This is a genomic window from Phaeobacter gallaeciensis DSM 26640 (genome assembly GCF_000511385.1).
GTDB lineage: Bacteria > Pseudomonadota > Alphaproteobacteria > Rhodobacterales > Rhodobacteraceae > Phaeobacter > Phaeobacter gallaeciensis.
Window position 1 is genome coordinate 1,967,586 of record NC_023137.1, and the last position, 14,136, is coordinate 1,981,721.

14 protein-coding genes are annotated in these 14,136 nt (G+C 58.4%); 11 read left to right on the forward strand and 3 right to left on the reverse strand.

Annotated elements, in window-relative coordinates; genetic code table 11:
* Nucleotides 1–160 precede the first annotated feature (160 nt).
* The 9 genes from guaA (at nt 161) to GAL_RS09505 (ending at nt 10,300) form a co-directional block, all read left to right on the forward strand.
* Nucleotides 161–1,729 carry a glutamine-hydrolyzing GMP synthase gene (guaA, locus tag GAL_RS09465; protein WP_024097360.1) on the forward strand — a complete coding sequence of 523 codons (1,569 nt, stop codon included), beginning with the start codon at nt 161–163 and terminating at the stop codon, nt 1,727–1,729.
* 144 nt (nt 1,730–1,873) lie between these two features.
* Nucleotides 1,874–3,454, forward strand: coding sequence for a sulfotransferase family protein (locus GAL_RS09470; protein ID WP_024097361.1), 1,581 nt, complete (start codon nt 1,874–1,876; stop codon nt 3,452–3,454).
* Nucleotides 3,455–3,562: 108 nt separating this feature from the next.
* A complete protein-coding gene (locus GAL_RS09475) occupies nt 3,563–4,465 on the forward strand; it encodes a DMT family transporter (protein ID WP_024097362.1) in 903 nt (300 codons plus the stop codon).
* 107 nt (nt 4,466–4,572) lie between these two features.
* Nucleotides 4,573–5,700: an OmpP1/FadL family transporter gene (locus GAL_RS09480; protein WP_024097363.1), complete on the forward strand. Its 1,128-nt coding sequence runs from the start codon at nt 4,573–4,575 to the stop codon at nt 5,698–5,700.
* A 199-nt stretch (nt 5,701–5,899) separates the two neighbouring features.
* Entirely contained in the window at nt 5,900–6,763 is an 864-nt protein-coding gene (locus GAL_RS09485) for a hypothetical protein (RefSeq protein WP_024097364.1), read from the forward strand.
* A gap of 96 nt (nt 6,764–6,859) precedes the next feature.
* Entirely contained in the window at nt 6,860–7,777 is a 918-nt protein-coding gene (gene metA, locus GAL_RS09490; protein ID WP_024097365.1) for a homoserine O-acetyltransferase MetA, read from the forward strand.
* Complete coding sequence (locus tag GAL_RS09495; RefSeq protein ID WP_024097366.1) at nt 7,728–8,759, forward strand: alpha/beta fold hydrolase; 1,032 nt, start codon at nt 7,728–7,730, stop codon at nt 8,757–8,759. Before metA ends, GAL_RS09495 begins: the two co-directional genes overlap by 50 nt.
* A 61-nt stretch (nt 8,760–8,820) precedes the next feature.
* Entirely contained in the window at nt 8,821–9,690 is an 870-nt protein-coding gene (ppk2, locus tag GAL_RS09500) for a polyphosphate kinase 2 (protein ID WP_024097367.1), read from the forward strand.
* A complete protein-coding gene (locus GAL_RS09505) occupies nt 9,683–10,300 on the forward strand; it encodes a TetR/AcrR family transcriptional regulator (RefSeq protein WP_024097368.1) in 618 nt (205 codons plus the stop codon). The genes ppk2 and GAL_RS09505 overlap by 8 nt, the downstream gene beginning before the upstream one ends.
* 111 nt (nt 10,301–10,411) lie before the next feature.
* Here GAL_RS09505 and rpsI read toward each other — a convergent pair whose 3' ends face one another.
* Together rpsI and rplM are read right to left on the reverse strand one after the other, a co-directional pair.
* Nucleotides 10,412–10,897, reverse strand: coding sequence for a 30S ribosomal protein S9 (gene rpsI / locus GAL_RS09510; RefSeq protein WP_024097369.1), 486 nt, complete (start codon nt 10,895–10,897; stop codon nt 10,412–10,414).
* Between the two features lie 5 nt (nt 10,898–10,902).
* Entirely contained in the window at nt 10,903–11,361 is a 459-nt protein-coding gene (gene rplM / locus GAL_RS09515) for a 50S ribosomal protein L13 (protein ID WP_014874569.1), read from the reverse strand.
* A 296-nt stretch (nt 11,362–11,657) separates the two neighbouring features.
* On the opposite strand from rplM, the gene GAL_RS09520 reads away from it, so the two are divergent.
* On the forward strand, nt 11,658–12,182 hold the full coding sequence (locus GAL_RS09520; RefSeq protein ID WP_024097370.1) for a hypothetical protein: 525 nt from the start codon (nt 11,658–11,660) through the stop codon (nt 12,180–12,182).
* 95 nt (nt 12,183–12,277) lie between these two features.
* Here the strand turns inward: GAL_RS09520 and GAL_RS09525 are convergent, their stop codons facing one another.
* Complete coding sequence (locus GAL_RS09525; RefSeq protein WP_024097371.1) at nt 12,278–13,693, reverse strand: aminotransferase-like domain-containing protein; 1,416 nt, start codon at nt 13,691–13,693, stop codon at nt 12,278–12,280.
* 91 nt (nt 13,694–13,784) lie between these two features.
* On the opposite strand from GAL_RS09525, the gene GAL_RS09530 reads away from it, so the two are divergent.
* A complete protein-coding gene (locus tag GAL_RS09530; protein ID WP_024097372.1) occupies nt 13,785–14,018 on the forward strand; it encodes a DUF1127 domain-containing protein in 234 nt (77 codons plus the stop codon).
* Nucleotides 14,019–14,136 lie beyond the last annotated feature (118 nt).

Consider the following 14,136-nt stretch of genomic DNA (forward strand, 5'->3'; position numbering starts at 1 on the left):
TTGAAGTTGAAAAGCGACATTCCCGACAGGTTTCTCGCGAATACGGGCAAGATTTTCACTCTGCCACCGGTGCATTGAGGGCGCGCGGCAGATCGCGCAAACGCGCTCCGAGGCGCGAAAATCCCTTGCGAAATCTGCGCCACTGCCCTATGGCGCGTGCATGACAGAGACATCCCACGACAGCCTTCTCATCATCGACTTTGGCAGCCAGGTGACGCAGCTGATCGCGCGCCGCCTCCGCGAGCTGAATGTCTATTGTGAAATCCATCCCTACCAGAATGTCACTATGGACTTTGTGCGCGAGATGGCGCCCAAGGCGGTGATTTTCTCCGGTGGCCCCGACAGCGTGACCCGCGACGGCAGCCCCCGCGCCCCGCAGGAGATCTTTGATCTTGGCGTGCCGATCCTGGGCATTTGTTACGGCCAGCAAGTGATGATGCATCAGCTGGGCGGCAAGGTGCTGTCCGGCCATGGCACCGCCGAGTTTGGTCGCGCCTATGTGACCCCAACAGTCAGCAGCCTGCCTCTGCTGGATGGTTGGTTTGCCGACGACAGCGACCGTGAACAGGTCTGGATGAGCCACGGCGACCACGTCAGTGAGATTGCACCCGGGTTTGAGGTCTACGGCACCTCCCCCAACGCGCCCTTCGCGATCACCGCAGATGTCAGCCGCAATTTCTACGCGGTGCAATTCCACCCGGAGGTGCACCATACCCCGAATGGTGCCAAGCTCTACGAGAACTTCGTGAAGATCGCTGGCTTCACCGGCGACTGGACGATGGGCGCCTACCGTGAGCAGGCAATCCAGGCAATCCGCGATCAGGTGGGCGACAAGAAGGTCATCTGCGGCCTGTCCGGCGGCGTCGACAGTTCGGTGGCTGCGATCCTCATCCATGAGGCAATCGGCGATCAGCTGACCTGTGTATTTGTGGACCATGGCCTGCTGCGCAAGAATGAGGCAGAAGAGGTCGTCACGATGTTCCGTGACAATTACAACATTCAGCTGATCCACGCGGATGAGCAGGAGTTGTTCCTGGGCGAGCTGGACGGTCAGTCGGACCCCGAAACCAAGCGAAAGATCATCGGCAAGCTGTTCATCGACGTGTTCCAGAAACACGCAAATACTATCGAAGGCGCCGAATTCCTGGCACAGGGCACCCTGTACCCTGATGTGATTGAATCGGTGTCCTTTTCCGGCGGCCCGTCAGTCACCATCAAGAGCCACCACAATGTCGGCGGCCTGCCGGAGAAGATGGGTCTCAGGCTGGTCGAACCGCTGCGCGAGCTGTTCAAGGACGAGGTCCGTGCGCTCGGTCGCGAACTAGGCCTGCCGCAGAGTTTCATCGGTCGCCACCCCTTCCCCGGACCGGGTCTTGCCATCCGCTGTCCCGGTGAGATCACCCGCGAGAAGCTGGAAATCCTGCGCGAAGCCGATGCGATCTATATCGACCAGATTCGCAAGCATGGTCTCTATGATGAGATCTGGCAGGCCTTCGTTGCGATCCTGCCGGTCCGCACCGTGGGTGTGATGGGCGACGGGCGCACCTATGATTATGCCTGCGCCCTGCGCGCGGTGACATCAGTCGACGGCATGACCGCGGATTACTATCCGTTCAGCCACGACTTCCTCGGTGAAACCGCCACCCGGATCATCAACGAGGTGAAGGGCATCAATCGGTGCACCTATGACATCACATCGAAGCCTCCGGGCACCATTGAGTGGGAATAATTCAACATACATGACCCCGGCCAGCGGCCGGGGTTTTTCTTTTCTAGAAAGCCCCGATTTAGCTGTATTTTCGCTCATATTTTAACGATTTAAACAACTCTCTTTGCGAGGTTTCTGTGAACCTCAACCCGGAGCATCTTCAGAATGATCATCTGCCATCCGCTCAAACTTATTTTCATCAAGACAAAGAAGGTTGGCGGAACCTCATTTGAGATCGCACTGTCTAGCTATTGCGACGAAAGCAGCATCATCACACCAATCAGCCCAAAGGATGAAGAGAGCCGGAGGGAGTTGGGCTATCCTGGGCCTCAGAACCATCAATCGCAAATCTGGCCGGATGGAAATGAGGGCAGGCAAGCATTTTTCAACCACATGACCGCCGGGCAGATCCGCGCGGCTGTTCCGCAGGGTATCTGGGAGAGTTACACAAAGATCACGATCTGGCGTGACCCCTGTGATGCGATCATCTCGCGCTATTACTCGGAGGGGATGGACAAGCGCAATATTCCATTCGACCAGTTTGTCGGGCACTTCCGCAGCGTCTTAAGCGAGAACCGTCGCATCGCGCCGCTGAATGGCCCGAACAGCCCCGACATCTTTCTGCGTTACGAGCATCTTGAGGAGGATATCAACGCGCTGGGTATCGACGACCTATGGACGCGGTTCTCAAGCCTGAGCGCGAAGGGCGCGCTTCGTCCCCCAAGCGGCGCCGATCCGGCAACCGTCTTTGCCGCACATCCTGATGCCGCTGATCTGATTGAGCAGGAAGCCGCGGATGAAATTGCCCGCTTCGGCTACGCCCGTCCGGTGGCAACGCCAGATCCAGCGGCACTCAAGCGCACAACGGCCTCTGCATCTGGTGCCATACCCTCAGGCAGCGACACCTCCTCTGATCCTCGGCCTGATTTCATCTTCACCCTCTCTGCCGGGCGCACCGGCACGGCCTGGCTCGCGCGTTTTCTCGGCGAGAACATGAATATTCCATCGGTGCATGAACCCTTTGGCCTAGATGATTATGGCACTCGCCTGCCTAGTATCGGCCATATGCGGCGTTTCAATACCTACGGCATGAACGGACCTGTCTGCAATTTTTGGGAGGGCAGGCTTGGCGAGCTTCAAGCCCCCTACGCCGAAAGCAATCACACCTTGGGAAAATGCGGGCTCATTGAGGCCCTTGTTGACCACGGTCTTGCACCGCGTACAACCATCATCATCCTGCGCCGCAACCTTGCCAAACAAATCGCGAGCTACATCAATCGCAATGATTTTTTCAACATTACAGTGCCTTGGCAATGGTACCTGCATCCGACCTATCCCAACAAAATTGTGGATCCGACCTCTCTGAAACATCTGGGAGACGTTGGCTCAGCGATCTGGTATGCCTTGGAGATGGAGGCGCGATATGCCTACTATAAAAATATTTACGGCAGTCAACTCCACTTTTTGGAAACGACATTAGAAGAAGCCACCACTCCAGATGGCGCGGCGCATTTACTTCGGGCGCTGGGGCATACACGACGCGCAAAACTGCCGCCTAAAACGAATGTATCACCGCAAAGCAATCATATAACTGATACACTTATTGCTGAGGTGGAAACGCTGCTTGCACGGATAAATTTCAACGCGGAAGAGGCTGCCAAGGACTTTATCCAACGCGGGAACCGGCTTGATGTACCAGCCCTGCCAGTCCAAGATGGGACGGCCGGGACGGTTGCTGCCGAATAGCTGTCCCGTCATATTGCTGCTCCAGCACCGGGCCGCACCGCGAACATGGCTTGACCTAAGGAAAAAACTGCCTCCTTCTGCCCCGTAGAATGGCATGTGGGGGCAGCAATGGGACAGAACGACCAACGGATAGGAACAGCTGCGATCTGGATGATCGGGGCGATTGTCTCCTTCTCCTCGATGGCGATTGCCGGACGGGAAGCCGGTTTGAGCCTCGACACATTTGAGATCATGACCTACCGCAGTGCTGTCGGCCTGGTGATCGTCGTCGTGGTTCTGACCGCCACGGGCAGCTGGCGACAGGTGCGCCGCGACCGGCTGGGCCTGCATATCATCCGCAATGCCGCCCATTTCACCGGGCAAAATCTGTGGTTCTTTGCTGTGACCCTGATCCCGCTGGCACAGGTTTTTGCGCTGGAATTCACCTCCCCGCTCTGGGTGCTGATGCTGTCGCCGCTGCTTCTGGGCGAAGCGCTGACAAAACCCCGCGTGCTCGCGGCCGCTCTTGGTTTCATCGGTATCCTGATTGTTGCACGTCCAAGCCCGGAGACCCTGAACCTCGGCGTGATCGCCGCGGCCAGCTCCGCTGTCTTCTTCGCGCTCACCATCATGTTCACCAAGCGGCTGACCCGGCATGAGCCGATCAGCTCGATCCTGCTATGGCTGACCTTGATGCAGCTGGCTATGGGTCTGGCGATATCTGGCTGGGACGGGGCGATTGCAATCCCAAATGCCGCAACGGCACTTTGGTTGCTGGTCATCGGCTGCGCCGGGTTGGCCGCGCATTTTTGCGTGACCAAGGCGCTCGCGATCGCCCCTGCCACCGTTGTTGTGCCCATCGATTTCGCCCGCCTGCCCACCATCGCTGTAGCCGGAATGTTGATTTATGGAGAAGCGCTTAACCTGTGGATCTTGTTGGGCGCGGTAGTGATCTTCTGCGCCAATTACATCAATATTCTCGATGCGGCCGGGCGTTTGCGTGCGCATTCAGAACACGGACGATCAGCCTGATTTTCTTGCCGTTGATTGCCTTTGCGTCAACATTGACCGAAAAATTCCCCCTTGCTAGCGTTTTCCAATGTTAAAACCAGACGCTCAAGTCTGGACAGGGAGGAACAATGAAACGCTATCTTGCAACGTCAGCGGCGCTGGCGCTGGCTTCCGGCTCAGCCATGGCCAGCGGTCTTGACCGGACCGGCCAGCCGATTGGCATCATCTTCGAAGAAGGCACCTACGCCGAGTTTTCCATCGCCACGACGTCGGCTGATGTCTCGGGCAACGATCTGACAACTCTCAATCCTTTCGGGTCTGCGACCGGCGACGTTGGTGACCGCTTCAACATGTTCGGTGCCGGTTACAAGCGGGATATCAACGACCAGCTGTCCTTTGCAGTTGTCTTAGATCAGCCGTGGGGCGTAGACGTGAATTACCCGGTTGGAAGCTCGCTCCTTTTGGGCGGCACCACGGCAGTAGCCGATTCCAACGCAATCACTGCACTTGTTCGTTACAAATTTAACGACAACTTCAGCGTTCATGGCGGCATTCGTTACCAAGAGATCGACGGCGCGATTAACCTAGCGGGCGGCGCCTATTCCTCTATCGGCAGCCAATATAACGTGAAGGTCAACAAGGACGGTGCTTTTGGCTGGGTCGCGGGCGTAGCCTATGAGATCCCAGAAATCGCCCTGCGCGCGGCACTGACCTACAGCTCCGAAATCGAACATGATTTCGACCTGAACGAAACCTTTGCCAACGGCGTCTCAGTAGGAACATCGACGAAGACCAAGACACCGCAGTCGGTCAACCTGGACCTGCAAACAGGTATCGCAGAAGACACGCTGCTGTTTGGTAGCATTCGCTGGGCAGAGCACAGCGTCACCAACTTGGTTGTGCCGGGCCTCAGCGGTCAGGCCGGTCGTTCCGTAGACCTGATCGACCTTGATGACTCGGTCACCTACACGCTTGGCGTAGGTCGCAAATTCAACGAGAACTGGTCTGGTTCGCTTGCAGTAATCTATGCAGATGTTGATGGCGACAACCTCGTGTCACCGCTCGCGCCCACGCACGGCTATGAGGCAATCCGCCTTGGCGTGCAGTACACTCAGGATAAGATGAAGATCTCTGCCGGTATCCGCTATACCAAACTGGGGGACGCAATTGCCGCGCCCGGTGGTGCTGTGGGAGTCGCGAACTTTCGCGACAATGATGCGGTCAGCTTTGGCCTGAAGGTCGGCTACAGCTTCTGATCCTGCGTAAAACCTGCGTGCGCTTACAGGCCGCGCTATAACAAAGACAGGGCCAGGACCAGCTTCGCCCCCGCACCCATGGTGCGGGGGTTTTTCGTGTCACGACTACATCTGAGCAGGTCACCTTCGGGCGCTGCCGATTGACCCACGCGCCATTGGTCAGTAGCAAGGCAAGGAACCAACAGGGACCGGATTTCAAATGCTCTATTCGTCTGCCGAGGCGTGGCGTAAGGCGCCGCATAAACGGGTTTTGTTCTTTGGCATGTCCGGTCTGGGCAAGACCTATATCAGCAATATCCTGCGCGGTGCGGGCAGCTGGTTTCACTATTCCATCGATTACCGCATCGGCACCCGCTACATGGGCGAATATATCGCTGACAACGCCAAAGCCGAGGCCATGAAAGTGCCGTTCTTGCGGGATCTGCTGTTGTCGGATTCGATCTATATCGGCTCCAATATCAGCTTTGAGAACCTGACACCGGTGGCGTCCTATCTGGGCAAACCCGGCAACCCGGCCAAGGGCGGGCTGGCTATGGCGGAATATACCCGCCGTCAGGACCAGTTTCGCACTGCTGAGTTGAACGCGCTGCGTGATACCGGCTATTTCATTGACCGGGCTGAGCGGCTTTATGACTATCCAAACTTCATCTGTGACACCGGCGGCAGCATCTGCGAATGGGTCGACGCAAGCGACCCCAACGACCCGCTGCTGACGGAGCTATCGCAGCATACGCTGATGGTCTGGATCAAGGGCGATGAAGCCCATACCCAAGAGCTGATCCGCCGCTTTGATCGCGCGCCGAAACCCATGGCTTATGAACCAGCGTTCCTTGCACGTGTCTGGCAAGAGTATCTAAAGGAAAACGCCCTATCAGAGGCAGAGGTGGAACCTGACAGTTTCATCCGCTGGACCTATGCGCAGGCGCTGGCCCATCGCCAGCCGCGCTATGCCGCCATGGCACAGAACTGGGGCGTCACGGTGACAGCCGATCAGATATCAGGCATCCGCAGCGAGGCTGATTTCACAGATGTGATCGCAGATGCCCTTGAGGCACGCGGCTAGGCCTTCTACATCACGAGAGCCAGATCCGGGCCATCTCCCGGACGGGCGAATTCCCGACCAGTACGGGCGGGACAAATAGCACCAAAGGACACGGACATGCCGATCAAGATCCCTTCAGACCTCCCCGCCTATGACGTTCTCACGAACGAAGGCGTGATGGTCATGTCGCCGGATCAGGCGGCCCGTCAGGACATTCGCCCCCTACGCATCGGCCTCTTGAACCTGATGCCAAAGAAAATCCAGACCGAGAACCAGTTTGCCCGGCTGATCGGCGCGACGCCCTTGCAGATCGACCTGTCGCTGATCCGCATGACGGAGCATCAGACCCGCAACACCGCCGCTGAACATATGGCCGAGTTCTACCGTCCCTTTCAGGAGATCAAGGACCAGCGCTTTGACGGGTTGATCATCACCGGCGCACCGATTGAGCATCTTGAGTTCGAGGACGTCACCTATTGGGATGAGCTGTGCGAGGTCTTTGACTGGACCCAGACCAATGTGCATTCCACCTTTGGCGTCTGCTGGGGTGGCATGGCGATGATCAACTACTTCCACGGCGTGAAAAAGCACCTCCTGGATCACAAAGTCTTTGGCTGTTTCCGGCATCAGAACCTCGACCCTGCCTCGCCCTATCTGCGAGGGTTTTCGGATGATTGCGTCATTCCGGTTTCACGCTGGACCGAAATTCTCCAGTCCGAAATTGACGCGCGCCCCGGCCTGCGCAGCCTTCTGGGCAGTCAGGATGCGGGCCCCTGCCTGATTGAGGATCCGAGCCACCGGGCACTCTATATCTTCAACCACTTTGAATATGACAGTGATACGTTGAAGCAGGAATATGACCGCGACGTGGCCAGCGGGACGCCGATCAACGTGCCGATGAACTACTACCCGGATGATGATCCCAGCCGCAAACCTCAGAACAGATGGCGCAGCCATGCGCATCTTCTTTATGGTAACTGGATCAATGACATCTACCAATCCACCCCCTTCGACATGGCTGAGATTGGTCGTTAAGGGCATGGTGACCGCCGGGCTGGCTCTGGCGCTTGGCGTTGGCGTGACGCTGTGGCGGGCGAACGCGCGCGAGGCGGAGGCGGTGTCAGCTTACCCGCCGCAGGGCACATTTGTGACCGTTGAAGGGCAGCAGATGCACCTGCTGGATCTGGGACAGCCCGCCGCCCTGCCCGCAGGCACACGCGCGCCGGATCTGGTGCTGATCCACGGCGCCAGCGGTCACATCCGTGATATGAGCTTCCGCCTCGCCCCGGCCCTCAGCGACCGCTACCGGGTGATCATCGTTGACCGGCCCGGATTGGGCTACAGTGACCGCACCCGCGGCAAACAAGCCTCCCTGAGCAAGCAAGCCGCCCTGATCCGTAGTGCCGTTGATGACCTAGGGGCAACGCGCCCCATCGTCTTGGGGCAAAGCTATGGCGGCGGGGTTGCGCTGGCCTGGGCGCTGGATGATCCCGACAGTCTCTCTGCGCTGGTCACCGTGGGTGCGGTCTCTCACCCCTGGCCGACACCGCTCAGCACCTTCTACAAGGTCACCTCCTCACCCTTGGGTCAGCGGCTGGCGGTGCCCCTGCTGACAGCCTATGTTCCGGAGACCACCATTCGCGACACGCTGACAGAGGTTTTTGCCCCGCAGCCTGTCCCAGACGGGTATTTCGAACATTTCGGACCCGGCCTGACCCTGCGCCGCTCCGCGTTGCGGGCCAATGCGCGCCAACGGGCCGATCTGCTAGCTGAAATCAAGACGATGGCCCCGCGCTACGGTGAACTTACCTTACCGATTGAGGCGATACACGGCAGTGCCGACACCACCGTTGGGCTGGATCTGCACGCCCGACAGTTGGCCCGCGATGTGCCCACGCTCAATCTCACGGTGCTGGACGGCATCGGCCATATGCCGCATCAGGTCGCCACCGATGCGGTTGTTGCGGCGGTAGACAGGGCAGCCGCGCGGGCGGCTACGGCAGAGAATTTACGTTAAAACGATTCACATTTCGCTGCAAAGCCCCATATAAGGGACAGAAGACAGAAGGAATTTTCGAATGCCCCTGCCCTTTGACGGTGCCATCAGCGCGTTTTACGAGACCGAAGCCCCGGATGAGATCCGCGCTGCCCTCAAAGGCTCGGACAAGGACGATGTGCTGGATCCGGGCTTTCCCTATGACAAACGGATGAGCCGCAAGCGCTATGACAAAGAGATGAAGCGGCTGCAGATCGAACTGGTGAAAATGCAGTCCTGGGTGCGCGCAACCGGCGCGCGGATTGCCATCATCTTCGAAGGCCGCGATGCGGCTGGTAAAGGCGGCACCATCAAGCGGTTCCGGGAAAACCTGAACCCACGCGGTGCCCGCATTGTGGCCCTGTCCAAACCCAGCGAACGCGAACAGACGCAATGGTATTTCCAGCGCTACATCACCCATCTGCCTGCAGCCGGTGAAATCGTTTTCTTTGATCGCAGCTGGTACAATCGCGGCGTGGTCGAGCCGGTCTTCGGCTTTTGCACCGACGGCCAGCGAGAACGCTTCTTTGATCAGGTCAACGGATTCGAGGAGGCACTGGTTGAGGATGGCATTCAGGTCTTCAAGATCTGGCTCAACGTTGGGCGCGCCGAGCAGCTGCGCCGGTTCCTGTCGCGCGAAACCGATCCTTTGAAGCAATGGAAGCTGAGCCCGATCGACGTAAAGGGGCTAAGCCTCTGGCAGGAATACTCCACCGCGATCGCAGACACATTGACACGCAGCCATTCGGACCATGCGCCTTGGACCATCGTACGCTCAGATGACAAGCGGCGTGCACGGCTGGCCGCCATCCGTCGGGTGCTGCACGCGGTTGATTATGCCAACAAGGATCCCAAGGCGCTTGGCGATCTGGACGGTGCGATCTGTGGCGGACCGGATCTTTGGGATGCCTAAACGCGGATACCACCACGGCAACCTGCGTCAGGCGCTGGTCGAGGCCGCATTGCACCTGGTCGAGGCGAAGGGACCGACCGGGTTTACCCTGTCGGAGGCCGCCAAAAAGGCAGGCGTCACCCCAGCTGCGGTCTACCGTCACTTCGACGGGCGAGAGGATCTGATTGCCGAGGCGGGCCGACAGGGCTACGTCATGTTTGCCGACCTGATGCAGCACGCCTATGAAAAATATCAGCCCTCTGCCCTGGCCGCGTTTGAGGCGACAGGCCGGGCCTATCTCGCCTTTGCGCGCAAACATCCCGGCCATTACATCGCCATGTTTGAAAGCGGCATTTCCGTGAACCGAACGCCAGAGCTGGCCGAGGCCGCCAACCGCGCACGGGCCATTCTGGAACGCGCTGCGGCAGACCTCAGCCAGCATATCCCCGTTGAAAAACGCCCGCCCGCCTCAATGTTTTCAGCCCATATCTTGGCGATGAGCCATGGGGTGGTTGAACTTTACGCGCGGAACTCTCCCGGTGCTGTCTCTCCCTTTCCGCCTGAGGATCTGCTGGAAAGCGGCATTGGCATCTATCTGCGCGGACTAGGTCTGATTGAGCCGGATAGCTGAGACTGATGGCCGGTGGTATCTGCCCTGACTGACGTCGCCTCTAAACAGTCCAAACAACGAAAAAGGCCGCAGATTTCTCTGCGGCCTTTTCCAATCCATCTGATCCAGCGATTAACGCTTGGAGAACTGGAACGAACGACGCGCTTTGCGGCGACCGAATTTCTTACGCTCAACCACACGGCTGTCGCGGGTCAGGAAGCCAGCAGCTTTCAACGCGCCACGCAGGGACGGGTTGTACAGCTGCAGCGCCTTGGAGATGCCGTGCTTGACCGCACCGGCCTGACCGGAGAGGCCACCGCCCTTGACGGTTGCGTAGACGTCGAATTCACCTTCGACACCGGCAACCTGGAACGGCTGGCGCAGGATCATCTGCAGCACAGGGCGTGCAAAATATGCGTTCAGCTCTTTACCGTTGACGGAGACCTTGCCGGAACCCGGCTTGATCCAGACGCGGGCAACCGCGTCCTTCCGCTTACCGGTGGCATAGGCACGGCCCAGCTCGTCACGAACGGGTTCGCGCACGATGGTTTCTTCTGCTACGGTTTCTACGCCTGCAACGGCGCCGAGCTCTTCGAGAGTGTTGATCTGATCAGCCATCGGTCTCAGCTCCGGGTGTTTTTCTTGTTCATGGATTTGACATCCAGAACCTCGGGGGACTGGGCTTCATGCGGGTGCTCGGCACTTGCATAGATGCGCAGGTTGGTCATCTGCTGGCGCGACAGGCGGTTGCCGGGCAGCATGCGCTTCACAGCCTGGTAGACCACGCGCTCAGGGTGCGCGCCTTCCAGAATTTGCTGTTTGGTGCGGGATTTGATGCCACCGGGGTGACCGGTGTGCCAGTAGAAGTGCTCTTCGCGCTTCTTGCCGGTCATCTGGATTTTATCAGCGTTGATCACGATGACATTGTCGCCCATATCCATGTGAGGAGTGAAGGACGGCTTGTGCTTACCACGCAGGCGCATGGCGACGATCGAGGCAAGACGGCCCAGCACCACGCCTTCGGCGTCGATGATGATCCACTTCTTCTCGATGTCTGCCGGAGTAGCAGAGAAGGTTTTCATATCAGGTCAATCCTGTTTGACGTGAAGGGCACACCAAAGCGGTACGCCCGAATTCGATGGACGGGGTTTACGGCAGCCCAATGCGCAGGTCAACACCCGTAAATCAGATTTAATTGTTCAAAAACAATATCTTAAAAAATAGGTATAATAATACCCCAAATTTCAACGCCGCCCGATGCGCTGCTGCCCCGATCAAAAACCGCAACTGCCGACACGGAACAGGCTTACACGTCTTTTCACCCGTTATGTCACACGTTAAAGCTGCATCGGAAAGACGAATTATAGGATCTCATTACATGTTTCGAAAACTTGCTCTGGCTGGCGCCCTGCCGTTGGCCCTTGGTGCCTGCATGCAAAATGCCGAAGTTACCACCCCCCCGGTAACGGTGGCGCTCAAGAATCAAAGTGCGACAGCGCCGCGCATTCAGGGTTATAAAGAACTGACCTTCCGCACGCATATCGTGCTGGACAAGGAGAAGATGAAGGCGACGGGCGGTCAACCCAGCAGCGCCAATATGCGCGAGGTTGTTGGCGCCAGGTGCACAGTCGAAAGCACCGAATTCAAAGCGACATTCATCACCCCGGCAAAAGTCAACGTTCCGGTGCTCAAACGCCGTCCGACCCCGGCTTATGTGCAATGCAACGCAGGCGAACAGTCCGGCCGGACCACGCTTAAGCCGGAGCTGAATGGCACAGTGGTAGGCGGCGCCTCGGCTGCCGGTCTTCTGGCCGCGGCCATTACTGCAGGTATCGCTGCTGGTCGCGACAACTGGTCGTTTATCGGTAACCACGCCTCAGGCGTGTCGGTCATGGTCGAGTAACCGACCCCGTCGATCATCATATCACATATTAAAGGGGCCTGACAGTTCAGGCCCCTTTTCCTTTTCCGGACAGTCCTCCCAGAGCTGACCAACAGTCAAACGCTGATTTGCTCCGGTGGGTTATCCAAGAGGGCGCGCAGACGCAGCATGGCATCTTCAAACTGCTTCGGCGTGACGTGACCGTTCACGGCAATCCGCACCGCATTGGGCGCGCGGCCATCTCGCAGGGCAAACTCATCGGCAGACCGGATCTGCACACCCTCAGCCTCTGCCGCGCGAGTAAAGGCGGCAGCGCGCCAGCCCGAGGGCAGTTTTAGCCATAGAAACGGCACGCTCTGCGACCAGATCAGATCAAACCCACCCAGAGTGTTGACTGCGATCCGTATATAACTGTCCATTTCCCGGCGCACATCGGCGACCAGCTTTCTGGTGCGCGGATCAGACAGCAGGATACGCGTCAGCTCGGCAACCGGCTGCGCAATCCCGAAGTAACTGTATTCCGCCATCCGCCGCAGATCCCGGCCACGCCCCTTGGGGGCCAGCGCAAACCCAACTCGCAGCGATGGTGTCAGGGTCTTGGAAATCGACGAAACATGCCAGGAGAGATCCGGCGCCAGCGCACGGTAGCTTGGCGCGCGGGCTTCACCCATCCGATAACAGTCATCCTCGATGATCTGCACCTCATGGCGGCGCAGCACTTCAAGGATCTGCTGGCGGCGTTCCAGCGGCGTGTAAAGCCCGGTTGGATTATGTACCTCGGGACTGGTGCAGAGCACCATGGCGCCGGTTTTGCGGATGGCCAGTTCCAGAGAGTCGGGCAGAATGCCATGCTCATCCATCGCAACACCCACAACCCGCGCGCGCACCAGTTCCGCCGCGCGCCGGAACCCGGCGTACGAAAGATCTTCGACCAGCACGGTCGGTTGCGGCCCCTTCAGAATGGCCTGCATTACCGTCAGGATGCCGTTCTGCCCACCATGGGTCAGCACCACGTCACGCTCATCCAGTGGGCCCAACGGGTCCTGCGACAACCAATTGACCACAGCTTCGCGGAGCGGGCGATAGGCATCCCTCGTCGGGTAATTCAGGAGTTGCAACGGATCGCCTTGCGAAATCTTGACCAGCGCCTCCCGGATCGCCGCCACCTGCCCAACATCCGCCAACCGAGGGCTGAACAGGCTGACATGACTTGGGTCCTTGGTCTCCTTCAAATGCAGCTGACGCGACCAGACATCATCCTGAACCTTGGTTTCCGGTTCCGCCACGAAAGTGCCGCGCCCCACCTCTGCCTGCAGCAACCCTGCATCCGTCAGCAGAGAGTACGCCCGCGCGACGGTGCCAGGGGTGATTTTCAGCTGGTAAGCCAGCTCCCGCACCGGTGGCAGCTTTGTACCAACACAAAGTGTGCCATCCTCAACCGCGTTTCGGATTGTATCGGCGACCCGCTGATATTTGGGGCCGGATCGGCCAGAAATATCAGTTGGCAGCTCATCTGGCCAAATTGTACCCATTACAATCCTTCCTTGGACATGATGCCTCACAAATTGTACCCAAGCATTGTGATATTAACACAGGATTGTATCAATACAATAGGAAAATGCCATGACACAGAACGCAACACCCCCCTCGCCGGATATGCTCTATCTCTCCAGCCGCCCCGCCCTGCCGGTGCTGGCGGAGGTTGCAGTCTCCTTTGCGGTTCTGGTCACCAAATGGACAGTGCGCCAGCGCACCCGCCAGGCATTGCGCCAATTGCCTCCGGAACTGCTCAAAGATGTTGGGCTGACCCGTGAAGAGGCACGGCATCAAGGAACTCTTCCGTTCTGGCGCCCATGATCCCCGGGCAACGGAACCACCTGACGGCCGGGGCTTGCCCCGGCCTTTTTTATGGGCGGACCACATCCATTTTACAAAAAACCTCTTGATCGAATCCCGCCCCCACCATAGATGCCGC

Coding starts and splice junctions, on each gene's coding strand:
- rpsI (WP_024097369.1), bottom strand. CDS start 10,897: ATGGCTGATCAGATCAACACTCTCGAAGAGCTCGGCGCCGTTGCAGGC.
- GAL_RS09530 (WP_024097372.1), top strand. CDS start 13,785: ATGACACAGAACGCAACACCCCCCTCGCCGGATATGCTCTATCTCTCC.
- GAL_RS09480 (WP_024097363.1), top strand. CDS start 4,573: ATGAAACGCTATCTTGCAACGTCAGCGGCGCTGGCGCTGGCTTCCGGC.
- GAL_RS09520 (WP_024097370.1), top strand. CDS start 11,658: ATGTTTCGAAAACTTGCTCTGGCTGGCGCCCTGCCGTTGGCCCTTGGT.
- GAL_RS09485 (WP_024097364.1), top strand. CDS start 5,900: ATGCTCTATTCGTCTGCCGAGGCGTGGCGTAAGGCGCCGCATAAACGG.
- GAL_RS09525 (WP_024097371.1), bottom strand. CDS start 13,693: ATGGGTACAATTTGGCCAGATGAGCTGCCAACTGATATTTCTGGCCGA.
- metA (WP_024097365.1), top strand. CDS start 6,860: ATGCCGATCAAGATCCCTTCAGACCTCCCCGCCTATGACGTTCTCACG.
- GAL_RS09505 (WP_024097368.1), top strand. CDS start 9,683: ATGCCTAAACGCGGATACCACCACGGCAACCTGCGTCAGGCGCTGGTC.
- rplM (WP_014874569.1), bottom strand. CDS start 11,361: ATGAAAACCTTCTCTGCTACTCCGGCAGACATCGAGAAGAAGTGGATC.
- GAL_RS09470 (WP_024097361.1), top strand. CDS start 1,874: ATGATCATCTGCCATCCGCTCAAACTTATTTTCATCAAGACAAAGAAG.
- GAL_RS09475 (WP_024097362.1), top strand. CDS start 3,563: ATGGGACAGAACGACCAACGGATAGGAACAGCTGCGATCTGGATGATC.
- GAL_RS09495 (WP_024097366.1), top strand. CDS start 7,728: ATGACATCTACCAATCCACCCCCTTCGACATGGCTGAGATTGGTCGTT.
- guaA (WP_024097360.1), top strand. CDS start 161: ATGACAGAGACATCCCACGACAGCCTTCTCATCATCGACTTTGGCAGC.
- ppk2 (WP_024097367.1), top strand. CDS start 8,821: ATGCCCCTGCCCTTTGACGGTGCCATCAGCGCGTTTTACGAGACCGAA.